This window comes from Streptomyces fodineus, assembly GCF_001735805.1.
Lineage (GTDB): Bacteria > Actinomycetota > Actinomycetes > Streptomycetales > Streptomycetaceae > Streptomyces > Streptomyces fodineus.
Window position 1 is genome coordinate 2,254,001 of sequence record NZ_CP017248.1, and the last position, 25,784, is coordinate 2,279,784.

Genomic DNA, 25,784 nt, shown 5'->3' on the forward strand with positions numbered 1-25,784 from the left:
GAGCCCTGAGCGCGATGCAGTTCGGACGCACGTACGAGGAGTTCGAGGTCGGGGCGACGTACAAGCACTGGCCGGGCAAGACGGTCACGGAGTACGACGACCACCTGTTCTGTCTCCTCACCATGAACCACCACCCGCTCCACATGGACACCAACTACGCCGAGAAGACGACGGACTTCGGCAAGAACGTGGTGGTCGGGAACTACATCTACTCCCTGCTGCTCGGCATGTCCGTCCCGGACATCTCCGGCAAGGCGATCGCCAACCTGGAGATCGAGTCGCTCAAGCACGTGGCGCCGACCTTCCACGGCGACACCATCTACGGCGAGACGACGGTGCTGGACAAGTGGCCGTCGAAGTCGAAGAACGACCGCGGGATCGTCTATGTCGAGACCAAGGGCTACAAGCAGGACGGCACGCTCGTCTGCGTCTTCCGCCGCAAGGTGATGGTGCCCACCGAGACGTACATCAAGGAGCGCGGCGGCGAGCAGCCCGGCCGCCCGGAGCTGACCGCACCCGCGGAAAAGAACACGGAGAAGTAGGCCATGGCCCGTCTCGCCCAGACCGCCGGTCTGACCGACGTCCAGCAGGAGATCCTCTCCACCGTCCGGGACTTCGTCGACAAGGAGATCATTCCTGTCGCGACCGAGCTGGAGCACCGCGACGAGTACCCGCAGCAGATTGTCGACGGCCTGAAGGAACTCGGCCTGTTCGGTCTGATGATTCCCGAGGAGTACGGGGGCCTGGGCGAGTCGCTGCTCACCTACGCGCTGTGCGTGGAGGAGATCGCCCGCGGCTGGATGTCGGTGTCCGGCATCATCAACACCCACTTCATCGTCGCGTACATGCTCAAGCAGCACGGCACGCAGGAGCAGAAGGACCACTTCCTGCCGAGGATGGCGGCCGGCGACATCCGGGGCGCCTTCTCGATGTCGGAGCCGGGCCTGGGCTCCGATGTGTCGGCGATCACCTCCAAGGCGGTCAGGGACGGCGACGAGTACGTCCTGAACGGCCAGAAGATGTGGCTGACGAACGGCGGCACGTCGTCCCTGGTGGCCGTGCTCGTCCGCAGTGACGAAGGCCACCCCGAGGGCACGGCGCCCCACAAGTCGATGACCACCTTCCTGATCGAGAAGGAGCCGGGCTTCGGCGAGGTCCGCCCCGGCCTCACCATCCCGGGCAAGATCGAGAAGATGGGCTACAAGGGCGTCGACACCACCGAGCTGATCATGGACGGCCTGCACCTTCCGGCCGATCGGGTGCTCGGCGGCGTCACCGGCCGAGGTTTTTACCAAATGATGGACGGTGTCGAGGTCGGCCGGGTCAACGTGGCGGCGCGTGGCTGCGGCGTCGCCCAGCGCGCCTTCGAGCTCGGTGTCCAGTACGCCCAGCAGCGGCACACCTTCGGCAAGCCGATCGCCCAGCACCAGGCCATCCAGTTCAAGCTGGCCGAGATGGCGACCAAGGTCGAGGCCGCGCATGCGATGATGGTCAACGCGGCACGTAAAAAGGACTCCGGCGAGCGAAACGATCTCGAGGCAGGGATGGCGAAGTACCTCGCCTCCGAATACTGCAAGGAGGTCGTGGAGGATGCCTTCCGGATCCACGGCGGCTACGGATTCTCCAAGGAGTACGAGATCGAGCGCCTCTACCGCGAGGCCCCGATGCTGCTCATCGGTGAAGGTACCGCCGAGATCCAAAAAATGATCATCGGGCGCAGGCTGCTCGAAGAGTATCGATTCCAGGGCTGATTGTCCGGATACGGGGTGTTTTCTTCGAGAAGAAGATCACACCCCGTAGACGGTCTTCGGCCGCCGACTCGGCTGGCTGGCTTGCCCAGTTGTAGCCCGCGACCGGTACGATCCCCCGGAAAGCCGCCGTCCCCCGTCTTGCGCGGCATCATCCGCTACGAAGGTCATCCATGCCCCACAGCCAAACCTCTGCACCTCGCGACAGCCGAGCCGGCGTACGCCTCGCGCGCGGAGCATCGCCGTGGCTTCTCCCGACCGTCGCCACCGCAGCCCTCAGCCTGGCCCGCGCCCGCCGCTCCGGTGCGGCCAGGGCCGTGGCCGTGCCCGCCACCGCGCTCGCCGCGGGCATGCTGTGGTTCTTCCGCGACCCCGAGCGCGAGATCGGCTCCGGCCGGGTGATCTCGCCCGCCGACGGCGTGGTGCAGAGCATCATGCCGTGGAAGGACGGGCGCACCCGCGTCGCGATCTTCATGAGCCCGCTGAACGTCCACGTCAACCGCGCGCCCCTCGCGGGCACGGTGACGTCCGTCGAGCACATCCCCGGCGGCTTTGTTCCTGCTTTCAACAAGGAGAGCGAGAACAACGAGCGCGTAGTCTGGCATTTCGACACCGAACTCGGCGACATCGAGATGATCCAGATCGCCGGCGCGGTGGCCCGCCGCATCGTGCCCTACCTCCCTGAGGGCACGAAGGTCGAGCAGGGCGACCGTATCGGTCTGATCCGCTTCGGCTCGCGTGTCGATCTCTACCTGCCCGAGGGCGTGGAGGTCGCGGTCGAGGTCGGACAGAAGACCGTGGCTGGGGTGACTCGCATTGACCGTGATTGATCCGGAGACCCAGGCCGGCTGGGTGCCCGAGGCCGACGAGGTGGACGAAGAGGAGGAGATGCCCCTCTCGCTTCGCCTGTCGATAGCGGACACCCTCACCCTGGGCAACGCCACGTGCGGGTTCATGGCGGTGTACTTCACCACCACCGGCATCCTGATCCCGCACCTGACGGGGAACGACGAGTCCGCGGGCATGGCGCGGCACAGCGCCGCCACGGCCGTCATCCTGATGCTGTGCGCGGCCGTCTTCGACCTGTTCGACGGGCTGGTGGCGCGCAAGCTGCGCTCCTCGCCCATGGGCGCGGAGCTGGACAACCTCTCCGACCTGATCAGCTTCGGGCTCGCGCCCGCGTACTTCGTCCTCGTCTACGGCATGGTCGCGGACGACGCGCACCAGAGAATGGCGGCGCTCGGGGCAATCGTGGTGCTCCTGGCCGTCGTACTGCGTCTGGCGCGCTTCTCCTGCGTGACGATGAAGGACGGCATGTTCCAGGGCATGCCCAGCCCGTTCGGCGCGCTGACGGTCGTCTCGATCGTGCTGCTGGAGCTGCCCTTCGTGGCGACGCTGCTGGCGATTCTCGGGACGGCGTGGCTGATGGTGAGCCGGGTGGAGTACCCGAAGCCCAGGGGGCGCCTGGCCGGGGCCATGCTGGCCTGGATCGTGCTGTCGATGGGCCTGCTGGCGGCGTGGGCCTTCGACGCCCCGAGCGGTCAGCTGCTCCTCCAGACGGGCTGCGCGCTGCAGCTGGTCATGGGCGCGGTGATCCCGTTGTTCGCCACGGCTCGGCGCGTGAACAACTTCCGCGACAACCGGCGGGAGGCGCGGGCGGCGCAGCTGCCCTGACCCTCGTCCCATCACTGACGGGTGTGGCCCGAGCCGCGACGGCTCGGGCCACACCCGTTTGACATTCAAGGTCTGCCCGGTTTCCCGTTGACTCCTCAACTACCCCTGGCTTCAGTGGAGTTGCGAGCATCCGCGGACGGGAGGACGGTGGATTACGGAGGGGCATGACTGGGGCATATGCCCATAGTCTGGGGGATTTCTGCACTCTCTCGCGGTTGGAGAGCGGGCATGTCTGCCATCACCATCACGGACCACGGTGTCACCCACATATCCACCATCAAGGCGAACGAAGGCGATCCGGTGCGCCTGTTCGTACGGGAGTACGACGGCACCACAGGCCACGATCGCAAGCCGGTGCTGATGCTCCACGGCAGAAGCACCCCGGCCGCCGTGGGCTTCGACCTCATGGTGGACGCGGCCTTCGGCGACGGCGGTCCCCCGGACCGCTACAGCTGGGCACGGGCACTGGCCGGCGCCGGCTACGACGTGTTCATCATGGACCTGCAGGGCAACGGGCAGACCCCGCGACCGGCGGTCATGGACGTGCCGTGCAACGCCAACCCGGCCCAGCAGTTCGCGGTCCTGGTCCCCCATCCGCTCACGGAGACATGCACCCCGCCCTACCCGCACTCGCTGGGCACCTCCGAGACCGAGTGGGGGGAGCTGCACACGGTGGTCCAGTACATCAGAGCCCTGTCCGACAGGGACAAACCGATCGACGTCATCGGCTGGTCCGCCGCCGCCTTCGTCGTGGGGCCCTACACCCTCCAGCACCCCGAGAACGTCAACAGCCTGCTCCTGCTGGCCCCGATCTTCCCGCCGAAGGGCCGCTGGTCCGGACGCGCCGACGCGCCCTTCGCGCCTCCGGCCGAGGCAGTGCCGCCGCCCGTGTCGAAGCCGGCCGTCACGTTCGGCTTCCCGATGCACGTCGGCAGCAAGTCCGGCTTCGCGACCTCGTGGGACAACGAGCAGGGCAGCCCGCAGCAGCGCGAGCCCGGCATGGTGGACGAGGTGTGGCAGTCGATCATCGCCCTGGACCCGGTCGCGGTGAAGTGGGGGCCCTCCCTGCCGGGCGGCGGAGCTCCCGGAGGCGCCCTGCGCTACCGGAACACCTACTGGTGGGGCTGGAACAACCAGACGGTGCCCTACAAGGACGAGACGGGCACGCCCGTGCTCGGCGGCAGGGTGCCCGTGCTCATCCTCTACGGAGCGCGGGACACCCAGGCCAACAACTCGGCCGCGCTGCCGCCGGTCGCCCACTTCTCCGTACCGGATCTCTACCAGGCCATCGCCGGATCGCAGAAGCTCATGTTCTGCTTCGCCGACGCCGGGCACTCCATGGTCTGGGAACGCCCGGCCAAGTTCCTGCAGCACATGTCGAAGCAGTGGCTCAAGGACGGCAAGGTCGAGGGGCTCACGGCCGGCAGCTACTTCCGTGACCCGGACGGCGAGCTCACACCCCTGCAGTAGCCGCGGGGCGGGCGGGCGCCACGCCCGTCCGCCGTTCCGTCCCGCTCACAGCAGCCGGTCCCGCGCGATCCGCTCCGCCACGTCCTGAAGGATCGGCCCGGCCTCGGCGATGCAGCGCGCCACGTCCGGCTCGACCGAGGTGAGCGGGTACGCCTGCCGGATCCCGGCCCGCTCCAGCGCCTCCGCGGGCAGGGCGAGCCGTCCGCACACCGCGATCACGTCCTTGCCCCGGGCCCGGGCCGCCGCGGCGACCCCCGCCGGCGCCTTCCCGTGCAGCGTCTGCTCGTCCAGCGACCCCTCACCGGTGATCACCAGCGTGGCCCGCTCCAGCGCGGGCGCGAAGCCGAGGACGTCCAGCATGACCTCGATGCCGGGGCGGAAGCGGGCGCCCAGCAGCAGGGCGCCGTAACCGATGCCGCCCGCCGCACCCGCACCCGGAGACGCCGCGTACTCCGCCGCCCGCGGCCCCACCTCGTCCTGAAGCACCTTGGCGAAGTGGGCCAGCGCCGCGTCCAGGGTGTCCACGTCGTCCGGCGAGGCGCCCTTCTGCGGGCCGTACACCGCCGGCGCGCCCTTCGGCCCGGTCAGCGGATTGTCCACATCGCTGGCCAGCACCAGCTCCACCGAGGACAGCCGCGGGTCCAGCCCGGACAGGTCGGTCCGCGCGACATCCGCCAGCCCGCCGCCGCCCGGCGTCACCGGCTCCCCGTCCTCGTCCAGGAACCGCGCCCCCAGCGCCGCCAGCATGCCCGCGCCGCCGTCCGTCGTGGCGCTGCCGCCGACGCCGAACACGATCGTCCGCGCGCCCGCGTCCAGCGCCGCCCGCAGCAGCTCTCCGGAGCCGTACGTGGAGGCAGTGAGCGGCGCGAAGACGCCCGCGGGCAGCCGCTGGAGGCCGCTGGCCTCGGCCATCTCCACGACCGCGGTCTCGCCGCGCAGCGCGAACGCGGCCGTCACCTCCTGGCCCAGCGGCCCGGCGACCCGTACCTCCCGCCGCTCGAAACCGGCCGCGACCGCCGCGTCCACGGTCCCGTCGCCGCCGTCGGCCACGGGCAGCGCCTCGACCGTCAGATCCGGCACGACCCGGCGCAGCCCGGCCGTCACCCGCTCGGCGACCTGCACAGCCGTCAGCGAGCCCTTGAACTTGTCCGCGGCGATGAGCACCCGACGGGTCTCGTTCACTGCAGCGTCCGCCACCTTGCTTTCCCCTTGCTCTCCGGGCCCCGCGCACGTCAGGGCCAGTCGCGCCGCTGCGACCTTAACCGGAGGACACCCCCGCCGTCATGCACCGACCGAAGGCTGGGAAGCGGCTGAGAGGAGCCTGCGGAAAACGGGTAGACCCCAGCCATGACCAGCCAGCGTCCCGGATCCGCCGACCTCGCCGACCGCATCCACGGCGGCTGGCTCGGCCGGATCGCGGGCAACATGCTCGGCAAGCCCGTCGAGCAGGGCGAGGTGTGGACGCGTGAGCGCATCGACCGCTATCTGCGCAAGGCCGAGGCGCTGCCCCTCACCGACTACCTGCCCGAGCCCGCCGACCCGGACGAGACGGCCGTACTGCGCCCGGAGTGGCGGGACTGCGTGCGCGGCCGGATCCACGGCAGCGTGCGCGACGACGACGTCGACTACGCGATCCTCGGCCTGCACCTGCTGGAGACGTACGGCTTCGGCTTCAGCACCGAGCAGGTCGGCGAGCTGTGGCTGCTGCGGCTGCCGTACCTGCAGACCTTCACCGCGGAACGGGCGGCGTACCGCAACCTCGCGGGCGGGCTGAAGCCGCCGCTGACGGCGACGTACGACAACCCGTACCAGGAGTGGATCGGCGCCCTCATCCGCGCCGACGTCCACGGCTGGACCCGCCCCGGCGACCCGGCCGGCGCCGCCGGTCTGGCCCGCCGGGACGCGGTGCTGTCGCACACCGGCAACGGCGTGTACGGCGCCATGTGGGCGGCGGCGCTGATCGCGGCGGCCTTCACCGCCCCCACCGTGCGGGACGCACTCGACACGGCGCTCGGCGTGATCCCGGCGAGCAGCCGGCTCGCCCGTACCGTGCGGCGGGCCATGACCCTGCACGAGACGCGGCTGCCCTGGGAGGAGACCCTGGCCACGCTGGCCGCGGAGACCGCCGGGCTCGGCTGGATCCACACCGTCCCGAACGCCGCCGTCCTCACCGCCGGACTGCTGTACGGCGACGGCGACTTCACCCGGACCATCGCGCTGACCGTGCGCGGCGGCCTGGACACCGACTCCAACGGGGCGACGGCGGGCTCGGTGGCCGGGGTCCTCACCGGCGCGGCCGCGATCCCGGCCCAGTGGACGGAGCCGCTGCAGGACACGGTACGGAGCGCGGTGTTCGGCTTCGACGGTGTACGGATCAGTGCGCTGGCCGAACGCACCCTGCGCCTGGCGACGGCGGGGCCGTAGCCGCGCCGCGCCTGGTTACCCTTCCCCAATGACCACGACTCCTGACTTCGCCGCGTACATCGCGAGCCTGCCCCGTGTCCTCGCCGGTGCCGGCGCGCTCTTCCGGGACGCCGAGGGCCGCGTACTGCTGGTCGAGCCCAACTACCGCGAGGGCTGGGCGCTTCCGGGCGGCACGATCGAGTCGGACGACGGGGAGACCCCGCGCCAGGGCGCCCGCCGGGAGACGCTGGAGGAGATCGGCCTCGACCGGGAACTCGGCCGGCTGCTGGCCGTGGACTGGGTGCACGGGGGCGCCGGCCGCCCGCCGCTGGTGGCCTACTTGTACGACGGCGGTGTCCTGGCGGAGGCCGACCTGAAGGCGATCCGGCTGCAGGAGGAGGAACTGCTGTCCTGGCGCCTGGTCCCGCGCGAGGAGATCACCGACCACCTCTTCGGCGCCCTCGGCCGCCGCGTCCTGACCGCCCTGGACGTCCTCGCGGACGGCTCCGGCACGGCGGAACTGGAGAACGGCCACCGGGTGGCATGACCGGCCGCGGCCAACAGGGGCCGTCCTCCCCACAACAAGCGTATCCACGCTGGGAGATGAGCAACACAGTCCCCCTGCTATGGTGCGCCGATGTCATCGATCAAGCAGTTCCAAGTCACCTTCGACTGCGCAGAGCCTGCGCGCCTCGCCGGCTTCTGGTGCGAGGTGTTGGGGTACGTCGTACCGCCGGTCCCGAAGGGGTTTGCCACGTGGGAGGACTACCATCGCTCGCTGCCGCCTGAGGAGCAGGTCACCTACTTCGCATGCAGTGACCCCTCGGGCGTGGGCCCGCGCCTGCTCTTCCAGCGCGTTCCCGAGGGGAAGATCGTCAAGAATCGGGTGCATCTCGACGTCCGGGCCGGCACCGGACTCGTGGGTGAGGAGCGCCTCGCCACACTGGAGGCCGAATGCGCACGACTGGTCGCGCTCGGTGCGGTACACGTACAAACGCTGCTTGCCGATGACGACAACGAGTCGTGCATCGTGATGCAGGACATCGAAGGCAACGAGTTCTGTCTCGACTGAGCATTGGTTCTGTTCAGCGTGACGGTCGGCGATCTTCTTGAAGGAACGGGCGCACCTGCGCGCCCCGCGTCCCTCCGAAGGCTGACCCGCGAGATCGAGCCTGTGTCTCCACCGGTCGCCCAGGGAGCCACCCGATTCTCGCTCGCTCCGGCCAGGCAGGCGTCCTACTCTCGGCCCATGAACAAGCCTCTCGTGGCCATACTCAGTGGCGCGGGGATCTCCACTGATTCCGGGATCCCCGACTATCGCGGGCCGAACGGGCTGTGGCGGCGGGATCCCGAGGCAGAAAAGCTCGTGACGTACGAGTACTACATGGCCGACCCGGAGATCCGCCGACGATCCTGGCAGATGCGGCGCAAGAACCGCACGCTCCAGGCCGAGCCGAACGCCGCGCACCGGGCCGTCGCCGAGCTGGAGCGGTCCGGGGTGCCCGTGCGGGTGATCACACAGAACGTGGACGGGCTGCACCAGCTCGCCGGGATGCCCGCCCGAAAGGTGCTGGAGTTGCATGGCACCGCCCGGAGCGTGGTGTGTACGAAGTGCCATGCGCGCGGGCCCATGGAGGACACACTCGCCCGAGTGGAGGCCGGTGAGGACGACCCGCCGTGCCTGGAGTGCGGCGGGATCCTCAAGTCGGCCACCGTGATGTTCGGCGAGCGACTCGACCCGGAGGTGCTGGGCCAGGCCGTCGCCATCACCAAGGCCTGCCAGGTGTTCTTCGCGGTCGGCAGCAGCCTCCAGGTCCAGCCGGCCGCCGGGCTCGCGGGCCTGGCCGCCGACCACGGGGCACGGCTGATCATCGTGAACGCCGAGCCGACGCCGTACGACGACCGGGCCGAAGAGATCGTGCGGGAGCCCATCGGCACTGCCCTGCCCGGACTCTTGCGGCGATTGAGCACCGAGGCAGGAAGACGAGGCTGACCGGGCTGGGGGGCGCGTTGGTCAGTTCGACGAAACGCAGGGCGGGGTGCGGGGTGCGGCGCCGTACGACTTCGTCGGCCCGGTCGTCGTAGTTGGCCGTCTCCAGGATGTGCCCCGGGCGCTGCCCCTCGGGCCATGACCAGGGGCCGGTGCTGCCGCTGACGGTGTTGACCACCAGCGGCCACCGCCGGACCTCCGTCCAGTCCCACTCCCCAGACGGGACAGGTCCGTGTCGTGGGAGCACACCGCGATTCTCGGCTCGTCGTACAGGTGCACGGTGCGGGCCTGGCGTGGCAGTGCGGCATCGCCCCGCATGACGGCGACGTCGACGGCACGCCGGTCCAGCGCGAGCAGCGGATCGTCGACGCGGGTGAGGGCGACCGAGGCCCCGGTGGTTTCCTCGAACCGCCTTACCGCCCACTGGACCCGGGGGTCGGGCAGGAGCCAGCTGAAGCCGAGCCGGAGGGTTGCCGTGCGCTGTGCGCCGGCAGCCCGCTGGCCCCCACCGTCCTCCAGCGGCGGGGTGGGCAATGTCCGATGGGCCGGTATGCGGCTGACCTGCCCTCGCCTGCCGTGCGACGACGGACTCGGCAACGACCCAGCCCCGCACGCCGCGTCGCAACCGGGTGCATCAGCGCATCGTCTTCGTCGAACAGCGGGCATGAGCCGTCGGATCACTACGAGAACAGCGCCGCCCCGCGTTCGAAGTCCAGCAACCGGCGCTTGCGGTCCACGCCGCCGCCGTAGCCGGTGAGGCTGCCGTCGGAACCGATCACACGATGGCAGGGGACGATGATGCCGACCGGGTTGCGGCCGTTGGCGAGGCCGACCGCGCGGGAGGCCTGGGGATTGCCGAGGGCGTCGGCGAGCTGGCCGTAGGTGCGGGTCTCGCCGTAGGGGATGCGGGTGAGCTGCTCCCAGACGCCACGCTGGAACGGCGTTCCTCGCAGGGCGAGTTCGAGGGTGAACTGCTTCAGCTCGCCCGCGAAGTAGGCCGACAGCTGCTCCTTCGCGGCGGTGAAGCAGGGCAGGTCGTCCTCGCGCGCGCCGAAGTTCTCCTCGGGCGGGCGGTGCCGCTGGCCGGCCATGTACAGGCCGCACAGGGCGCCGTCGGCGTCGGCGACCAGGGTCAGCGGGCCGTACGGGCTGTCGATCACGGTGTGGGACGTCACAGGTGTCACGGTGCAACCTTCTTGGGAACTTTCTTGAACCTTCTCGGGAACTTGCTTATACGGGCAGGAAGTTGATGGGGTGGCCGTCGGTCGCCCACAGGTACTGCACGGCGTACGCCCGCCAGGGCCGCCAGGCCTCGGCCCGGGCGGTGAGCGCGGCCGGGGTGGAGGGCAGGCCCAGCTCGCCCGCCGCGCGCCGGATGCCGAGGTCGGTGGGGAGGAAGACGTCGGGGTCGCCGAGGGCGCGCATGGCGATGACGTCGACCGTCCAGGGACCGAATCCGGGCAGGGAGAGCAGCCGGGCGCGGGCCTCCGCCCAGTCGGATTCGACGCCCAAGTGAAGGGTTCCGTCGGCAAGTTGGCGGACGAGGGTGGTCAAGGTGGTGCGCCGGGTGCGGGGCATCGCCAGGGTCTCGGGGTCGACGGCGGCCAGCGCCTCGGGGGACGGGAAGAGGTGGGTGAGGCCGCCCTCGGGGTCCTCCAGGGGCTTGCCGTGCGCGGTGACCAGACGGGCGGCGTGGGTGCGGGCGGCGGCCGTGGAGACCTGCTGCCCGAGTACGGCGCGGACGGCGAACTCGGCCTCGTCGACCGTGCGCGGCACCCGGCGCCCCGGGGCCCGGTCGACCAGCGGGGCGAGCAACGGGTCCGTGCGCAGCCGGTCGTCGACGGCGACGGGGTCGGCGTCGAGGTCGAGCATGCGGCGGCAGCGGCTGATCGCCACGGTCAGGTCGCGCAGATCACTGAGGGCGAGACGGCAGGCGATGTGGTCGGGGCGGGGCGTGAGGGCCACGATGCCGTGCCCGTACGGCAGCCGCAGCGTGCGCCGGTAGGCGCCCTCGCGCCACTCCTCGACGCCGGGTACGGCCGTGGCGGCGAGGTGGCCGAAGAGGTTGGACGGGTTGAGCGGGGCGCGGAACGGCAGCCGCAGGCTGAGCCCGCCCGGGGTACCGGCCCCGGACTGCGGGGCGCGGGCACGCAGCTCGCTCGGGGTCAGGGCGAAGACCTCGCGGACGGTGTCGTTGAAGGTGCGGATGGAGGAGAAACCGGCCGCGAAGGCGATCTCCGCCATGGGCAGCGGGGTGGTCTCGATGAGCAGCCGCGCGGTCTGGGCGCGCTGGGCACGGGCGAGCGCGAGCGGCCCGGCGCCCAGCTCGGCGAGCAGCTGCCGCTCCACCTGCCGGGCGCTGTAGCCGAGCCGGTCGGCGAGTCCGGGCACGCCCTCGCGGTCCACGACGCCGTCGGCGATCAGGCGCATGGCGCGGGCCACCAGGTCGGCGCGCTGGTTCCACTCCGGGGAGCCGGGGCTGGTGTCCGGGCGGCAGCGCTTGCAGGCCCGGAACCCGGCCTGCTGGCAGGCGGCCGCGCTCGGGTAGAACGTCATGTTCTCCGGCTTGGGCGGGACGACGGGGCAGCTGGGGCGGCAGTAGATCCGGGTGGTCAGCACGGCCGTGAAGAACCACCCGTCGAACCGGGCATCCTTGGACTGCACGGCGCGTACGCAGTGCTCCCGGTCGAGGTGCGTCGCTGTCTGCATACGTCCAGGATCGACCACGACAGGGCCCGTGGGCTGGCGGAATTCCGACACGTGCCTTGGGGTGACCAGGACACTTTTCGTCCGCCGCATACGACGTCGCGGCCTCTCAAGGTCAGGCGCTTCAAGGGCAGACGTAGGTGAAGCTCGCCTCCGCCTCCATCGGGGCCGTCTGGTGCGCGATGCTGAGGCGGGCGGTCCCCCGGAAGCGGCCCGGACCGCGGACCGTCCAGCGCAGGTGCACCCTGACCCGGCGCTCACCGCGGTGGGCGGTATGGACCAGCTCGCCCGAGTCCTGGCCGTCCGCGCGCAGCCACCGGTACGTGACGGGGCCGCCGTGCCCGTCGGTGGTGACGACACCGACCAGGTCGGCCGTCTGACCGCAGTGCAACGGCCCTGCGGGGGCCTGGACCTGGACGGCGACGACCGCAGGGGCGGGGACTGGGCGCAGCAGCAGGCAGAGCAGGACGGCGGCGATCGCCACGACGGCGGTGGTGACGATCCGGCCCCGCCGTCTTCGGCGCGGGCGCTGCCGGTCGGGTACCGCTGCCGCCGTGCGCCACCGGGCGCGCAGCACGTCCTGCTCCTCGACGGCGACCCCGGGCCCGAACCGGAGCAGGATCTCACCGGAGCCCTCCCCGGCCGGTGCCTCAGCCCGGGTCACCCGGTTGCGCTTGCCGACGACGGTGGCCTGGACGTCCGGGGCGGTGCCGCGATGAGCGCGCCCGACGGTGGTGGGCTGGTCGGCGGTGGCCGAGGGGTGAGGGCTTGGGCCGTGCAAGGGGGCTCGCGCGTCCGGGACTGCCGCGCCGCCGGACCGACCGGCCGAGGTGAGCTCGTCCGCCGCCGACGGGTGAGACCCGGAGCCAGGCACAGGAGCTCGCCGATCCGGGACTGCGCCGCCGCCGGCCCGACCGACCGAGGTGGCCTCGCCGCCAGCCCAGGCCGCCGAGGTGAGCTCGTCGGCGGTGGTCGGCGGGTGAGGGCCGGGGCCGGGCGAGGGGGCTCGGGTGTGCGGGGTGGGGGTGGCCGCTCGGTCGTGTGGGAGGACCGGCTCGGGGGTGTGGTCAGGTTCGGTGGGCTTGCCGGTGCGTACGACCTCGTGTGGGGCACCACCGGATGCCGGAGCCTTGTCCGTCACGGCGGTCGGCCGGGAGGGGTCCGCAGTGTGCCGGTCCTTCGGTGGTGCGAAGTCCGGCGCCGAGGCGGCCGCTGCCGCGCGGAGTGCCGTACGGCGCAGGAAGTCCGCCGGGAGCGCCGCGCGTCCGGCCACCAGCACGGCCCGGGCCGCCGCCAGCCCGTCGGACTCGGCGGTGGCGGAACAGCGGGCGAACAGTTCGGCCGCGGGGGTTCCGGGCCGCGTCCAGGCGGCGCCGAGGGTGCGGGCCAGGGCGGCCCAGGCCGCGGTGTCGGCCGCCCGGCGGTCGGAGAACGGCGCTTCGCCCGGCACCGGCACCGGCACCGGCACCGGCACCGCAGCCGTACCGGCGTCCGCCGCGTGGCACACGGCGCCCGGGGCGCCCCCCAGTACGGCGGCCAGCCCCGCCTCGGCCAGCAGGGCGATCCCGTCCGGTGCGATCACGACGGTGTCCGGGGTGAGTGAGCCGTGGGTCAGGCCTGCGGTGTGCAGGGCGAGGAGGGTCTGGGCGGTCTCGTTGAGGATGCCGGCCGCGCCGCCCGCGTCCGGGCGGGGGCCGTCGGCGGACGACAGGATGCCGGCGAGCACGGGGGCCGGGGGCCGGGCCGTGAGCAGCCAGACCTCGCCGGCCTCGGCCACGAGGTCGACGGTGCCGAGCAGCCCGGGCAGCCGGAGCCTGGCCGTGGCGAGCACCACGGCCGCCAGCCGCTCGCGCGTGCCCTCGGGCGCGAGGAGGGCGCGGTCGATCCGGAGCGCGCCGGAGACGTGATCGCCGCAACGGGCGGGGAGCAGCGCATGCCAGGCGCCGTGGCGCGTGTCCCGTGACCAGCCGGACAGGGGCCGTCCGGCCACTGTGGTGGCTGTCGTCATGTCGTTGTGTCGATCCGTTCTCGTCGCGGCGGGGAGTGGCTTTCGGCTCAGCACGGCGGTGCGTCCAGGGAGGCCGTCTGAGGGCCGTTCGCCGCCGCCGGATCGCTGCTGAGCGTGACGTACCACGTGCCCCGGCACGGGTGGTTGGAGAAGTCGGCCTCGAAGGTCAGGTCGTACCGGGTGCTCCCGGACAGGGGCCGGCTACGGGAGCCGTAGGGGTCGGCGGGTGTGTCGACGTAGTAGTTCGCGGTGACGGTCAGCGGTCCGGTGCCCGTCGTCTCGACCGTGACCGCCGCGACGAGCGTGCCCGGTTTCTGCGCGCGCTGCCAGGAGCCGATGGTGAGGGTGACCGTACCGGCGGTGGCCGCGCTCGGGGAGGCGGTGGCCGGCGGCTCGGCCGGTGCGGTCGTCTCCGTGGACGGGGTCGGTGAGGACGACGGGCTGTCCGAGGGCGTGACGGAGGGCGAGGCGTCGGCCGTCGGCGGGGCGCTGCTCGGTGAGGCGGAGGCCGAGGTGGAGGTGGAGGTGGCGGTGGAGGGCGAAGCCGACGGGGAAGTACCGGTGGAGGCAGACGAGTTGACAGGTGAGGGGGTCGAAATCGCCACCGTCGTCGATGTCTCGTGCGGCCGGCCCGTCGCATACGTCGCCCCGCCCGCGACGACCGCCAGCGCGGCCACCCCGCCGGTCGCCACCTTCCATCCCCCGCGTTTCAGCCGGCCCAGCAGGGTCAGCGCACTGGCCGAGCCCTCCAGGGTCGCGGTCGTGGTGAACGGGAACAGCAGGGCCAGCAGCGCGGCGAGTTCGGCCAGTCTGCGGCGCCCGCGCTCCTCCCAGCCGGCGCCGTAGCCTTCGGTGGCGGAGCGTTCCAGGTCGGCGAGGAACGCCTCGACGCCGGGCCGGTCCGCCGGGTCCTTCGCCAGGCCCGCGCGCAGCAGTGCGCGTACCGGCGCGGGTACGTCGTCCAGCGGAGCCTGTGCCCGCAGGTGCTGCAGGCGCAGCGCGGTCACGTCGTCGCCGGGGAACGGCCGCCGGCCGGTCAGGCACTCGAAGAACACCACGGACGCCGCATACACGTCGGCGGCCGGACCGGCGGGCTCGCCGTTCCACTGCTCGGGCGCCATGTACGCGGGCGTGCCCGCGGCCTCGGTCTCCCGGCCGCTGCGCACCGCGATGCCGAAGTCGGCGAGCGCGCTGGTGCCGTCGGCGCGGACGAGGACGTTCTCCGGCTTGTAGTCGCGGTGCACCACCCCGGCCGCATGGGCCGCGCCCAGCCCGAGCAGGGAGCCCTTGAGCAGGACGAGCGCGGCCTCGGGGCCGGTCGCCCCGTGCCGGCGCAGCAGCGGGCGCAGGCTGACGCCGTCCACCGCCTCCATCACGATCGCGGCACCGGCGTGTGCCTCTACGTACTCGTACAGCCGCACCACGCACGGGTGCCGCAGTTCACCGAGCAGCCGGGCCTCGGCACGGAAGCGGGCCAGGAACTCCCGATCCGCGCGCAGGCGTTCGCTCAGGTACTTGATGGCTACGGGCACGCCGGTCGCGGTGTGCCGGGCGAGGACGACCCGGCCGCCGGCTCCCTCGCCGAGCGTGCGGACGGCCGCGTAGCCGGGTACGGCCCAGCCGTCGTCGGTGTGCGTGTCCTGCGTCATGCCGTTCCCTCCACGGGTACGGCCATCCCGGTGCCCGGCGGCACGTCCTTCGCGTCGCGCCGGCGCCGTGCCCGGCGCAGCAGCCAGCGCACGGGCGCGGCCCACACCGGGAAGGCGACCAGGGCGACCACGGCCGCCTCGATCACCGTGGTCCATGGCGCGGGCAGCCGGCCTTGCAGCAGGTCGCCGATCCGGGAGCGCCAGGCCAGCAGGGCGAGGGCGAGGAAGCCGTAGGTGCCCACGACGACCGCGAGGCCGTAGGCGGCCATGCCCGCCTGGCGGGGGCCCGGCCGGTTGCCGGCGCGCAGGTCGCGCCACAGGCCGGTGCGGAAGTAGGCGCTCGCCTCCTCGCGCAGCCGGGGCACCCTGAGCGCGTCGGTCAGCGCCTGGTAACCGTCCAGCGGCATCAGCGGGTTGAAGTTGTAGAGGGTGTTCAGGTACAGGCCGAAGGCCAGGTGGTAGAGGACGGCCGAGGCGGGGCCGGCGGGCAGCAGGGCCGCGCCCGTGGCGCACCAGCCGGCCAGGGCCGCCGTGGACAGTGGTCCGGACAGGGCCACCACGACCCGTGACCAGCGGGTGCCGAACCACATGTCGCTGGTGTCCACGAACGCGAACGGCATGCCCATCATCAGCAGGAACCCGCCGCGCCTGACCTTGCGGCCGTACGACTTCACGGCCAGTGCGTGCGTCAGCTCGTGGACGAGCAGGGCCGTGACGTATCCGCCGGCCAGCAGGACCGGGCCCCACACGCCCGCACCGGCGAAGTCCAACAGGTGGTGGCGGCCCTGGGCGGCGAAGAACGCGACGAGGCCGCCGGCCACCGACAGCCAGGCGAGCAGCACGCCGGTCCTGGTGAACAGCCGCCAGCCGAAGGTCTGGTAGAGCCGGGTCACCAGCCGGTCGAGGCCGGGGATCGACACCTCCAGTCTCAGCAGCGCCCGGTACAGCGCACGCGACGCCCGGCGCCAGCCGTTCGGCCGCTCCTGCTCCGGTCGGCCGGGCAGGCCGCGCAGCAGCCCGGCGCCGGCGAACGCGGCGAGCGCGGACTCGATGCGGGGCAGGGCGAGTTCGCCGTAGCGCTGGGCGTAGGCGAACAGCAGATCCCGTACGGTGTTCTCGCCGTCGACGGCGTGCCAGAGGAAGACCTGGCGCTCGTCCAGTTCCAGATAGCGGCCGGTGCGGGTGCTGCTGAGCACCCAGCGGGGGGCACCGCGTTCGGTGGGCACCTGTTTGAGGGCCCAGCCGGACCGCCGGCGGGGGCGCGCGGTGAGCGGGCCGTTCGCCTCGGGGGCCTCCTCCTGCCCGGCCTGCCCGGCGGTGGGCAGCTGGGTCAGCTGGGTGCCGACGACCATCGTGCGCGAGCCGATCCGGGTGTCGCGGGGCTGCTCGAACACCAGGCGTACGTCGCCGACGGACAGCTCGGTGCCGTCGGCGAGGCCGGCCGCGCCGCCGTGCAGGTCGAGACCGCCGACCGCGGTGCCGTTGAAGGAGTCCAGGTCCTCGATCCGGAAGCCCTCAGTGGTGCGGACGATGCGGGCGTGGCGGCGCGAGACGCTGGTGTCGGACAGGACGACGTCGTTGTCCTCGGCCCGGCCCAGGGCGGTGACCGGTCCGGTCAGCGTGAAGAGCAGCGTGGAGTCGTCGAGACCGCGCAGCCGGGGCGCGGCGTACGACGTCGGCGCGGCACCCCGGCGCGGGGTGCCGCAGTGGAGGCAGTACGGGAAGTCGCGCCGCACGTGGACGCGGCAGACATGGCAGAGCATGCGGTGGCTCAGCCCCCGCCGGAACCGCTGAGGAACGTACCGCCGCTGAAGCCGCCGTCCGCCTCGGGTGCGGAGGGCGACAGGTGGGTGGCGATGTCACCGGTGCCGGGTACGTCGATGCCGCCGCGCACGGTCGTCCCGGCGCGGCCGAGGGAGCCTTCACGGCCGCCGTCGCCGATGCGCCGGCCGTTCCCCGGGTCACCACCGCCCTCACCGCCACCGTCTCCGCCGCCACCCTCACCGCCACCGGGTACGCCGCCGCCGCTGGGGCGTCGGCCGTTCTCCGGGTCACCACCGCCCTCACCACCGCCGTCACCGCCGCCGCCCTCACCACCGCCACCGGGCTCGCCGCCACCACTGGGCCGTCGGCCGTTCTCCGGGTCACCACCGCCCTCACCGCCACCGTCACCGCCGCCACCCTCACCACCGCCACCGGGCTCGCCGCCACCACTGGGCCGTCGGCCGTTCTCCGGGTCACCACCGCCCTCACCGCCACCGTCTCCGCCGCCACCCTCACCGCCACCGGGTACGCCGCCGCCGCTGGGGCGTCGGCCGTTCTCCGGGTCACCACCGCCCTCACCGCCACCGTCACCGCCGCCACCCTCACCACCGCCACCGGGCTCGCCGCCACCACTGGGCCGTCGGCCGTTCTCCGGGTCACCACCGCCCTCACCACCGCCGTCACCACCGCCACCGCCGCCTTCACCGCCTTCACCGCCGCCGCTGGGGCGTCGGCCGTTCTCCGGGTCGCCACCGCCCTCACCGCCGCCGCTGCCGCCGCCGTCACCTCCGCCGCCTTCGCCACCACCGCCACCACCGCTGTCGCCGCCGCCATCGCCGCCATCGCGGTCGTAGATGCCGCCGTGGCCGAAGTGACCGGCGTCCCCGTCGCCTTCCCCGCCCATACCGCCGAAGCCGCCGTGCCCGTCGAAGCCGCCGTGCCCACCGAGGTCGCCGAACCCACCGGAACCGGAGCCGGCATCGCCGTCACCGAAACCGCCGGCGCCCGGATCACCGTCACCGAAGCCACCCTCGGCACCCCCGAACCCGCCGTCGCCCCCGGCGCCGAAGTCGCCGAAGCCTCCCCCGAACCCGCCATCGCCCCCGGCGCCGAAGCCTCCCTCGGACCCGCCGAGGCCGCCGAAGTCCGAGCCGGAGCCCTCGTTTCCGTACTCGCCGAACCCGCCGAAGTCGCCGAATCCGCCGAAGGTGCCGAACTCGCCCGGTCCGCCGGCCACTTCGGCCGGGGACCCGTCCAGCAGCGGGCCGCCGAGCAGGCTGTGGGTGCCGGTGGCGGCCGCGTCGAGGCCGCCGGTGCCCTCCTGGCCCTCTACGGGACCCGACAGGTCGACCCCCTGGTCTGCGGAGGCGGGGGCCCCGGCATCGTGGGCGCCGGAGATCTGCGGCGCCGGGACGGCGTGGGCCGTGGCGGCCTCGTGTGTCACCGCGGCCTGGTGGTCCGCCGGGACGGTGTGGTCCGCCGGGACGGCGTGGTCGGCCGTGATGTCGTGATGCGCCAGCGCGTGGGCCGCGCTGCCGAAGAACAGGGACGACTTGGACAGCCTCGGGTCGAGCGCCGCCGGTCCCCCGCCGGTGCCGGACTCGATGCGGAGGGAGCGCAGTTCGGCGACCTGTGCGGGGGTCAGGCCGAGTCTTCGCGCGGCCTCCTCGGTGTCCCCGTCGAGTTCGGCGCGGAAGCCCGGGTCGACGGCCAGGCGGGTGAGGGCAGCACGATATGCGTCGTCGGTCATGGTTCGGTCTCCGTCGGTCTGCGGGCACTGGTGCCGATCGCGGCGGAGCCGAGGATCCCCCTGGTCGGCGGCACATGCCATTTCCGGCCATCCCCGCCGATACCTGCAGGACACGTTATAGAGCCCTGGCATGAGCAGCGCAAGAGCAACGAGCAGGCCGGCTCGGCGAACCGGCCGCCCAGCCGCATCGCGCGCCCACCGATCGGATCCGGCCACCGACCCACCATCGCGTGACCGACCCGCCGAACGACGTGTCCCCGATGTGCGCCGCCGCCGTACCACCGGAGTGCCGTGCCACGGGCGGCGCACGTCAGCCCTGCCGGTCTCCCCGCCGGAAGTCCGCGACCCACTCCGAGGTGGCCCCGAGGCCGCCGAAGGTGTAGAAGTGCACCTTCACCGCACCGTGCCGCTCGGGGTCGTAGCGGCGGGCGAGGGTGTGCAGGAAGCGGTCCGGGCCGGTCGTACCCATGAGGTTGGTCAGCGAGAAGCCGTACTTGCGGGCGACGGAGGCGCTGGTCGCGACGCCGAAGCGGGTGGCGTAGCCGAGCAGCCGGCGGATGCCCGCCGGTCCGGGCACGCCGATGCGCACGGGCAGGTGCACGCCCCGGGCGCGGGCGGCCTCCAGCCAGGTGAGGACGGGGTCGACGTCGAAGCCGAACTGGGTGATGACGTCGCCGCCGAACCGGTGCGCGCCGATGACGCCCGCCTTATCGGTGAGCGCCGACCACAGCGCGCGGTCGGCTATCGCGGGGTGGCCCTCCGGGTAGCCGCTGATGCCGATGTGGCGGACGCCGTAGTGCTGGAGCAGTCCGGTGCGCAGGACGGCGAGGGCGTCCTCGTAGGGACCCTCGGGCCGGGCGGGGTCGCCGCCGACGACGAAGACGTTCTCGGCGGTGCCGTCCGCGGCCAGCCCGGACAGGAACTCCTCCAGGGCGGCGCGGGAGGGCAGCCGGCGTGCGGAGATGTGCGGTACCGGGACGAAACCGAGCCGCTTGACCGCGCGGGCGGCGGCCAGCCGCGTGCCGAGGTCCTCGCCGGCCAGGAAGGTGATGTTGATCCGGGTGCCCCGCGGGATGCTGCCCTGCGCCTCTTCCAGCCGGGGCACGTCCTTGCCGGTCATCTCCAGCGAGAAGTCGTCCAGCAGAGCGGCACCGACCGCCGGGGTGACGGTGACAGCGGGGTTCATCGTGCTCCTCGTACGACGACGGTCCTGACCTCGGCCGATGATGCCACGCGGGCCGCGGGGGCCCGGAGCCGCCCTGCCCCGTGCGCGCCGGTGTGCGCGGCTCGGTTATGGACTGGTGGGACGCACCCGCTTTGGCCCTGGTGACCGGACCACACCTCAGGCAGGGTGGTGCTCCCGAACCCCAGGAGGTCCCGACCATGCGATTCCGGCACGCGGACACCATCTGGGCGACGTTCCCCGGACTGGCCTGCGGCGCGCTGTACGCCACCGGTGTCGACGCCCGTACGGACACCGGGCCGCGCGCCGCCCAGTACACCGCCCGCGCCCTGGCCCGGCTGACCGGTGCCACCGAGGGCGAGTTCCCCGAGGTGCTGGCCTGGCGGCGGACGTTCAGCCGGATGGGGGTGCTGCCGACGCAGTACCGCTGTGCCTCGGAGTCGCTGCTGCGGCGGCTGCGGAAGGAGGGGACGCTGCCGCGCGTCCATCCGCTGGTCGACCTGTGCAACGCGCTGTCGGTGGCGTACGCCGTCCCGGTGGCGGTCCTCGACCTCGACCGGGTCGCCGGGCCGCTGCTGGAGGTGCGGCCGGCCGACGGCGACGAGACGTACACGGCGTTCGGCGGGGGCGTGGAGCATCCCGCGCCCGGCGAAGTGACCTTCGTCGACTCCTCGGGGCGGGCGCATGCCCGGCGCTGGACCCATCGGCAGAGCGGCCACTCGGCGGTCGGCGAGCACACCCGCCGGGTGCTGGTGGTGGCCGAGGCCATGCACGACGGCGGCGCGGAGACCGTGCCCGAGCTGCTGAAGACGGTGGAGGCGGAGGTGGCGGCGCACTGGGGTGCCGTCACGGAGACGGCCGTGCCCACCGCGGCCGCGCCGGACTTCGTCTTCGGCGGCTGAGTCCGGCGCGTGACAGCATCAGCAGGGTGAACGAGGAGCGAGGAATGCCGGCCGCCGTGGACGAACTCCCGGGCCGTGGCTCGGACTTCCTGCAGCTGGCGGTCGGTGACGTGCCCGCCGGCGGGAAGGCGGAGTGGCTGGCCGGCCGACTGCGGCAGGCGATAGCGGACGGCCGTCTGGCGGTGGGCAGCAGACTGCCGCCCACCCGGGTACTGGCCGCCGACCTGTGCGTCTCCCGCGGGGTGATCACCGAGGCCTACCGCCGGCTCGCCGAGGACGGCCACCTGGAGGGCCGCCGCCGCGGGGCACGGTGGTGGTGGCGGCGCCGTTCGCTCCTGTGCAGGGGGTTCGCGGAGACGGGCAGCCGACCAACGACGGGGCACCGACGAGGAGGCCGAGGACCACCTCCCGGAGCGGAGCCCCGGGCAGCGACGGGGCACCGAGGGGCTGGGAACGGGCCATGACCGGGGGCCTGGGCCCGGAGCGCGGCACGGCGCCGAGGGGTCCTTGGCGCGCCGCACCCGGCGGCCCCGGGAATCCGTCGCCGGGCCCGTGCAGGAACGCATCGGCGGGCGCGCCCGGAAGCGCGTCGGCCGGTCCGCCCCGGACCAGCAGGCACAGTGGATCTGACGCCGCACCCCACACCACCGGCCCCGCCACACCCACCCCCAACCCCAACCCCAACCCCCACACCGCACCCGGCAACGCACCCTCCAGCCCACCCGAACGTGCCTGCGCCACTCCGCCCCGGCCCATCACGCCCAGCGGACCTGACACCGCACCCCACACCACCCACCACACCACCCGCCCCGCCACACCCACAGTCACCCCCAACCCCGACACCACCCGCGCTACCACGGCCCACACCACCCCCGCCGCGCCCACCCGCCTCACTGCCCGCCCACCGGGCCCACCAGCCGGCGCCCCGCCTTCGACGCCGTTCTCCCGCACCCCCGGTGCCGACATCTTCGACGCGTTGCGGGACGCCCCGGCCGCCGTCGATCTCACTCCCGGGCGGCCGGACCTGGCCGCCTTCCCGCGTACGGCTTGGCTGCGTGCCGAGCGGGCCGTGCTCGCGGAGCTCGCCGCCGAGCACCTCGGCTACGGCGACCCCCGGGGCGCTCCCGCACTGCGGCGGGCCGTGGCCGACTGGCTGGCGCGGATGCGGGGTGTGCGGGTGGAGCCGGACGAGGTGCTGATCGTCGCGGGCACCGCCCAGGCGCTCACGCTGTTGCACCAGGTGCTGCGGGCGGACGGCATCGACTCCGTCGCGGTGGAGGACCCCGGCTCGCTCGGGAGCCGTCAGCATCTGCGGAACGGGGGCCTCGACACCCCTCCGGTGCCGGTGGACGAGGACGGGGTGCGGGTGGACGCGCTGCGCGCGACCGGCGCCCGCGCGGTGCTGCTCACGCCCGCCCACCAGTTCCCGACCGGCGTGGTGACCAGCGGCGAGCGCCGCCGTGAGCTGCTGGGCTGGGCCCGGGACGGCGGGCTGATCCTGGAGGACGACTACGACGCCGAGCACCGCTACGACCGGCCGCCGGTCCCCGCGCTGCGGGCTCTGCTGGCCGACCGGGTGTGCTACATGGGCAGTGTGTCCAAGCTGCTCGCGCCGGCGCTGCGCACCGGCTGGCTGGTGCCCCCGCCCCGCTATCGCGCGGACCTGGTCGACGCCAAGCGGTTCAACGACCTGGGCAACGCGGTGCTGCCGCAGCTTGTGCTCGCCCGGCTGATGGAGTCCGGTGGACTGGAGCGCCAGCTACGGCTGTTGCGGCGCCGGCACCGGGTCCGGCGCGACGCGATGATCGCCGCCCTCACCGAGCATCTGCCCGGCGGGACCGTGCACGGTGCGGCGGCGGGCCTGCATCTGACGGTCACGTACACCGCGGACGTGCCCGACACCGAGTTCGCCGCCGCCGCGCTGGCCCGCGGTGTGAAGTGCCAACCCCTGTCCTGGCACCGGCAGTTGCCCGGCGCACCCGGACTCGTCCTCGGTTACGCGGCCACCGCGCCGGGAGCCATCGCCGAGGGCGTGGCACTGCTCGGCCGTACCCTGCGCGAACTGGCATGACCAGGGCGGTACGGCGGCGACGGGGGTTTGCCCCCCCGCGCACTGGTGCTGTCCCCCACCCGGAGCCGCCTGCCTGCCGGAGTGATCGGGTCCGAGTCGCTGCCTAACGTGCTGTCACATGGCCATCCCCCACCTGAGTTCCGTGACCGGCGGAGTCGCCGATCTTCGCACCCGCCGCCCGATGAACGCCACGGACCGGCCGCGCATCGGCAGCGTCACGAAGACCTTCACCGCGGCGGTCGTCCTCCAACTCGCCGCCGAGCTGCGCCTGTTCCTGGACGCCCCCGTGGAGCCCTACCTGCCCGGCCTGATCCGGGGGGGCCGGATATGACGGCCGCGGATCACCGTACGGCAGCTCCTGCAGCACACCAGCGGGCTGCCCGACCACCGCGACGCACCCGAATGGGAGCACCCGAGCGGTTTAGGCGCGCCGGGACGCGGGACAAGCTGTTCGCTCCGGTCGCGAACGACATCAACCCGTGCGCGTTCCGGGAGCCACCGCGCGAACCCCTCACGACGATCCGCGGCGACCTGCCGGCCAGGGACATCAGCCGGCGTGCCGGGCGAACGCCTCGTACGCCCGCTCGTCGAAGAGCACGAACCGGACCTCCTCCACCGCCGTGTCCGTGCCCCGCACCGTCTCCACCGCGATCCGGGCGGCATCCTCCATCGGCCAGCCGTAGATACCGGCGGAGACGGCGGGAAACGCGACCGTACGAGCACCGAGCTCATCCGCGACCCGCAGCGACTCCCGATAACAGGAGGCCAGCAACTCCGACCGGTCCTCCTCGTGGGTGAATCGAGGGCCCACCGTGTGGATCACCCAGCGGGCGTCGAGTTCGCCCGCCGTCGTGGCGACCGCCTGGCCGGTGGGCAGGCCCTTGCCGTACCGGGAGGCGCGCAGCGCGCGGCACTCCTGGAGGATCGCGGGGCCGCCGCGCCGGTGGATGGCGCCGTCGACGCCTCCGCCGCCGAGGAGGGAGGAGTTGGCCGCGTTGACGATCGCGTCGGCGCTCTGCCGGGTGATGTCGCCCTGGACGAGGGTGATGGTGGTCATGACTGCCTCAGTCTTCGCCATACGGCCTTGGCCGCGTTGTGCCCCGACATGCCGTGCACGCCGGGTCCCGGCGGAGTGGCGGAGGAGCAGATGAAGACGGCCGGATGGGGGGTGTGGTACGGGAACAGGGACAGTCTGGGGCGCAGCAGCAGCTGGAGGCCGGACGCCGCGCCGCAGGCGATGTCGCCGCCCACATAGTTGGCGTTGTGGGCGGCCAGCTCGGCGGGGCCGGCGACGGCGCGGGCGAGTACGCGGTCGCGGAATCCGGGGGCGAAGCGCTCCAGTTGGCGTTCCATGGCGTCGGTGAGGTCGCCGGACCAGCCGTTCGGGACATGGCCGTACGCCCAGAAGACCTGCTTGCCCTGGGGGGCACGGGTCGGGTCGACGATGCTGGGCTGCACGGTGATCATGAAGGGCCGCTCGGGGGCGCGGCCCTCGCGGGAGGCGGCGCGCAGGGCGGTGGAGATCTCGGCTTGGTCGGCGCCGATCTGCACGGTGGTGGCGGTCCGGGCCTCGGGCGCGGTCCAGGGCACCGGGCCGTCCAGCGCGTAGTCGAGCTTGAACACGCTCGGGCCGTAGCGGTAGCGCGCGTAGTGGTCGCCGAAGCCGGCGATGCGGGCGAGCGCGGTGGGCGAGGTGTCGAAGACGTACGCCCGGGCGGGCGGCAGGTCGTCCAGGCGCTTGATCTCGTAGTCGGTGTGTACGGCGCCGCCGAGGTCCTCGAGATATGCGGCGAGGGCGTCGGAGATCGCCTGGGAGCCGCCGAGCGGCACCGGCCAGCCGCGGGCGTGCGCGGCCAGCGCGAAGACCAGGCCGACGGCGCCGGTGGCCAGGCCGCTCAGCGGGGCGATCACATGCGCGACCAGCCCGGCGAAGAGGGCCTTGGCCCGCTCGTCCTTGAAGCGGCGCAGCAGCCAGGTCGACGGCGGCAGCCCGGCGAGGCCGAAGCGGGCCAGGGTGACGGGGTCGCGCGGGAGCGCGGTCAGCGGCAGGGACATGAAGTCCCGGACGAGGGTGTCCCAGTGGGCGAGGAACGGCTCGACCAGCCTGCGGTACGCGCCCGCGTCACGAGGTCCGAAGGAGGCGGCCGTCTCCGCCACCGAGCGGGACAGCACGGCCGCGGTGCCGTCGGGGAAGGGGTGCGCCATCGGCAGCTCGGAGTGCAGCCACTGCAGGCCGTAGCGGTCGAGGGGCAGGGCGCGGAACGCCGGTGAGTTGATGCCGAGGGGGTGGGCGGCCGAGCACGGGTCGTGCCGGAAGCCGGGCAGGGTCAGTTCCTCGGTGCGGGCGCCGCCGCCCACGGTGGATCTGGCCTCGAACAGCGCGACGGAGAAGCCGCGGCGGGCCAGCTCCACGGCAGCGGTCAGTCCGTTCGGTCCCGCACCCACCACGACCGCATCCAGCATCGA

20 protein-coding genes and 3 pseudogenes are annotated in these 25,784 nt (G+C 73.0%); 14 read left to right on the top strand and 9 right to left on the bottom strand.

Annotated features, from left to right (window positions below; translation table 11 throughout):
* The first annotated feature begins 14 nt into the window (after positions 1–14).
* The 5 genes from BFF78_RS09075 to BFF78_RS09095 all read left to right on the top strand — a co-directional run bounded on the left by BFF78_RS09075 (position 15) and on the right by BFF78_RS09095 (position 4,892).
* Complete coding sequence (locus BFF78_RS09075) at positions 15–542, top strand: MaoC family dehydratase (protein ID WP_067303517.1); 528 nt, start codon at positions 15–17, stop codon at positions 540–542.
* Between the two features lie 3 nt (positions 543–545).
* Complete coding sequence (locus BFF78_RS09080) at positions 546–1,751, top strand: acyl-CoA dehydrogenase family protein (protein WP_069777827.1); 1,206 nt, start codon at positions 546–548, stop codon at positions 1,749–1,751.
* Between the two features lie 170 nt (positions 1,752–1,921).
* Positions 1,922–2,578 (top strand): phosphatidylserine decarboxylase, encoded by a 657-nt coding sequence (locus BFF78_RS09085; RefSeq protein WP_069777828.1) that lies wholly within the window; start codon positions 1,922–1,924, stop codon positions 2,576–2,578.
* Between the two features lie 22 nt (positions 2,579–2,600).
* On the top strand, positions 2,601–3,422 hold the full coding sequence (gene pssA / locus BFF78_RS09090; protein ID WP_069783473.1) for a CDP-diacylglycerol--serine O-phosphatidyltransferase: 822 nt from the start codon (positions 2,601–2,603) through the stop codon (positions 3,420–3,422).
* A gap of 228 nt (positions 3,423–3,650) precedes the next feature.
* On the top strand, positions 3,651–4,892 hold the full coding sequence (locus BFF78_RS09095; RefSeq protein WP_079161231.1) for an alpha/beta hydrolase: 1,242 nt from the start codon (positions 3,651–3,653) through the stop codon (positions 4,890–4,892).
* 45 nt (positions 4,893–4,937) lie between these two features.
* Here the strand turns inward: BFF78_RS09095 and BFF78_RS09100 are convergent, their stop codons facing one another.
* Positions 4,938–6,056, bottom strand: a complete 1,119-nt coding sequence (locus BFF78_RS09100; protein WP_079161780.1) for a glycerate kinase — start codon at positions 6,054–6,056, stop codon at positions 4,938–4,940.
* Positions 6,057–6,239: 183 nt separating this feature from the next.
* Here BFF78_RS09100 and BFF78_RS09105 point away from each other — a divergent pair, with 183 nt between their 5' ends.
* From BFF78_RS09105 to BFF78_RS09120, 4 genes are all read left to right on the top strand, one after another.
* Positions 6,240–7,316, top strand: coding sequence for an ADP-ribosylglycohydrolase family protein (locus BFF78_RS09105; protein ID WP_069777830.1), 1,077 nt, complete (start codon positions 6,240–6,242; stop codon positions 7,314–7,316).
* 28 nt (positions 7,317–7,344) lie between these two features.
* A complete protein-coding gene (locus BFF78_RS09110) occupies positions 7,345–7,842 on the top strand; it encodes an NUDIX domain-containing protein (protein WP_069777831.1) in 498 nt (165 codons plus the stop codon).
* Positions 7,843–7,932: 90 nt separating this feature from the next.
* Positions 7,933–8,367 carry a VOC family protein gene (locus tag BFF78_RS09115; RefSeq protein WP_069777832.1) on the top strand — a complete coding sequence of 145 codons (435 nt, stop codon included), beginning with the start codon at positions 7,933–7,935 and terminating at the stop codon, positions 8,365–8,367.
* A gap of 177 nt (positions 8,368–8,544) precedes the next feature.
* Positions 8,545–9,288, top strand: coding sequence for an SIR2 family NAD-dependent protein deacylase (locus BFF78_RS09120; protein WP_069777833.1), 744 nt, complete (start codon positions 8,545–8,547; stop codon positions 9,286–9,288).
* Between the two features lie 677 nt (positions 9,289–9,965).
* Here BFF78_RS09120 and BFF78_RS09125 read toward each other — a convergent pair.
* The 5 genes from BFF78_RS09125 to BFF78_RS09145 all read right to left on the bottom strand — a co-directional run bounded on the left by BFF78_RS09125 (position 9,966) and on the right by BFF78_RS09145 (position 17,411).
* Positions 9,966–10,460 (bottom strand): methylated-DNA--[protein]-cysteine S-methyltransferase, encoded by a 495-nt coding sequence (locus tag BFF78_RS09125; RefSeq protein WP_069777834.1) that lies wholly within the window; start codon positions 10,458–10,460, stop codon positions 9,966–9,968.
* A gap of 55 nt (positions 10,461–10,515) precedes the next feature.
* Positions 10,516–11,994 carry an AlkA N-terminal domain-containing protein gene (locus BFF78_RS09130; RefSeq protein WP_069777835.1) on the bottom strand — a complete coding sequence of 493 codons (1,479 nt, stop codon included), beginning with the start codon at positions 11,992–11,994 and terminating at the stop codon, positions 10,516–10,518.
* Positions 11,995–12,115: 121 nt separating this feature from the next.
* The gene (locus BFF78_RS09135; protein WP_159032980.1) at positions 12,116–13,999 is read right to left on the bottom strand and encodes a hypothetical protein; all 1,884 of its coding nucleotides are present in this window, start codon (positions 13,997–13,999) and stop codon (positions 12,116–12,118) included.
* Between the two features lie 47 nt (positions 14,000–14,046).
* On the bottom strand, positions 14,047–15,648 hold the full coding sequence (locus tag BFF78_RS09140) for a serine/threonine-protein kinase (protein ID WP_069777837.1): 1,602 nt from the start codon (positions 15,646–15,648) through the stop codon (positions 14,047–14,049).
* Entirely contained in the window at positions 15,645–17,411 is a 1,767-nt protein-coding gene (locus BFF78_RS09145) for an FHA domain-containing protein (RefSeq protein WP_069777838.1), read from the bottom strand. Before BFF78_RS09145 ends, BFF78_RS09140 begins: the two co-directional genes overlap by 4 nt.
* A gap of 83 nt (positions 17,412–17,494) precedes the next feature.
* Here BFF78_RS09145 and BFF78_RS49330 point away from each other — a divergent pair, with 83 nt between their 5' ends.
* Positions 17,495–19,396, top strand: a complete 1,902-nt coding sequence (locus BFF78_RS49330; RefSeq protein ID WP_069777839.1) for a hypothetical protein — start codon at positions 17,495–17,497, stop codon at positions 19,394–19,396.
* Positions 19,397–19,472: 76 nt separating this feature from the next.
* Here the strand turns inward: BFF78_RS49330 and BFF78_RS09155 are convergent, their stop codons facing one another.
* Positions 19,473–20,348, bottom strand: a complete 876-nt coding sequence (locus BFF78_RS09155) for a methylenetetrahydrofolate reductase (RefSeq protein ID WP_069777840.1) — start codon at positions 20,346–20,348, stop codon at positions 19,473–19,475.
* Positions 20,349–20,545: 197 nt separating this feature from the next.
* Between BFF78_RS09155 and BFF78_RS09160 the strand changes: the two genes are divergently transcribed.
* From BFF78_RS09160 to BFF78_RS09170, 4 genes and pseudogenes are all read left to right on the top strand, one after another.
* Positions 20,546–21,247 carry a B3/B4 domain-containing protein gene (locus BFF78_RS09160; RefSeq protein ID WP_069777841.1) on the top strand — a complete coding sequence of 234 codons (702 nt, stop codon included), beginning with the start codon at positions 20,546–20,548 and terminating at the stop codon, positions 21,245–21,247.
* 44 nt (positions 21,248–21,291) lie between these two features.
* Positions 21,292–21,581: pseudogene (locus tag BFF78_RS42985) on the top strand (GntR family transcriptional regulator); the annotation flags it as partial.
* A gap of 564 nt (positions 21,582–22,145) precedes the next feature.
* Positions 22,146–23,318 (top strand): annotated as a pseudogene (locus BFF78_RS09165) (aminotransferase-like domain-containing protein); the annotation flags it as partial.
* Positions 23,319–23,436: 118 nt separating this feature from the next.
* Positions 23,437–23,730: pseudogene (locus tag BFF78_RS09170) on the top strand (serine hydrolase domain-containing protein); the annotation flags it as partial.
* Positions 23,731–23,865: 135 nt separating this feature from the next.
* Here BFF78_RS09170 and BFF78_RS09175 read toward each other — a convergent pair.
* Both BFF78_RS09175 and BFF78_RS09180 read right to left on the bottom strand, forming a co-directional pair.
* Complete coding sequence (locus BFF78_RS09175) at positions 23,866–24,375, bottom strand: O-acetyl-ADP-ribose deacetylase (protein WP_069777843.1); 510 nt, start codon at positions 24,373–24,375, stop codon at positions 23,866–23,868.
* Positions 24,372–25,781 (bottom strand): phytoene desaturase family protein, encoded by a 1,410-nt coding sequence (locus BFF78_RS09180; RefSeq protein ID WP_069777844.1) that lies wholly within the window; start codon positions 25,779–25,781, stop codon positions 24,372–24,374. Before BFF78_RS09180 ends, BFF78_RS09175 begins: the two co-directional genes overlap by 4 nt.
* Positions 25,782–25,784: the final 3 nt, after the last annotated feature.

What these genes read in the sequence shown, in the direction of transcription:
- BFF78_RS09075 (WP_067303517.1), top strand. Translation starts at nt 15, where the DNA reads ATGCAGTTCGGACGCACGTACGAGGAGTTCGAGGTCGGGGCGACGTAC.
- BFF78_RS09080 (WP_069777827.1), top strand. Translation starts at nt 546, where the DNA reads ATGGCCCGTCTCGCCCAGACCGCCGGTCTGACCGACGTCCAGCAGGAG.
- BFF78_RS09085 (WP_069777828.1), top strand. Translation starts at nt 1,922, where the DNA reads ATGCCCCACAGCCAAACCTCTGCACCTCGCGACAGCCGAGCCGGCGTA.
- BFF78_RS09095 (WP_079161231.1), top strand. Translation starts at nt 3,651, where the DNA reads ATGTCTGCCATCACCATCACGGACCACGGTGTCACCCACATATCCACC.
- BFF78_RS09105 (WP_069777830.1), top strand. Translation starts at nt 6,240, where the DNA reads ATGACCAGCCAGCGTCCCGGATCCGCCGACCTCGCCGACCGCATCCAC.
- BFF78_RS09110 (WP_069777831.1), top strand. Translation starts at nt 7,345, where the DNA reads ATGACCACGACTCCTGACTTCGCCGCGTACATCGCGAGCCTGCCCCGT.
- BFF78_RS09115 (WP_069777832.1), top strand. Translation starts at nt 7,933, where the DNA reads ATGTCATCGATCAAGCAGTTCCAAGTCACCTTCGACTGCGCAGAGCCT.
- BFF78_RS09120 (WP_069777833.1), top strand. Translation starts at nt 8,545, where the DNA reads ATGAACAAGCCTCTCGTGGCCATACTCAGTGGCGCGGGGATCTCCACT.
- BFF78_RS09130 (WP_069777835.1), bottom strand. Translation starts at nt 11,994, where the DNA reads ATGCAGACAGCGACGCACCTCGACCGGGAGCACTGCGTACGCGCCGTG.
- BFF78_RS09135 (WP_159032980.1), bottom strand. Translation starts at nt 13,999, where the DNA reads ATGACGACAGCCACCACAGTGGCCGGACGGCCCCTGTCCGGCTGGTCA.
- BFF78_RS09140 (WP_069777837.1), bottom strand. Translation starts at nt 15,648, where the DNA reads ATGACGCAGGACACGCACACCGACGACGGCTGGGCCGTACCCGGCTAC.
- BFF78_RS09145 (WP_069777838.1), bottom strand. Translation starts at nt 17,411, where the DNA reads ATGCTCTGCCATGTCTGCCGCGTCCACGTGCGGCGCGACTTCCCGTAC.
- BFF78_RS09155 (WP_069777840.1), bottom strand. Translation starts at nt 20,348, where the DNA reads ATGAACCCCGCTGTCACCGTCACCCCGGCGGTCGGTGCCGCTCTGCTG.
- BFF78_RS09160 (WP_069777841.1), top strand. Translation starts at nt 20,546, where the DNA reads ATGCGATTCCGGCACGCGGACACCATCTGGGCGACGTTCCCCGGACTG.
- BFF78_RS09175 (WP_069777843.1), bottom strand. Translation starts at nt 24,375, where the DNA reads ATGACCACCATCACCCTCGTCCAGGGCGACATCACCCGGCAGAGCGCC.
- BFF78_RS09180 (WP_069777844.1), bottom strand. Translation starts at nt 25,781, where the DNA reads ATGCTGGATGCGGTCGTGGTGGGTGCGGGACCGAACGGACTGACCGCT.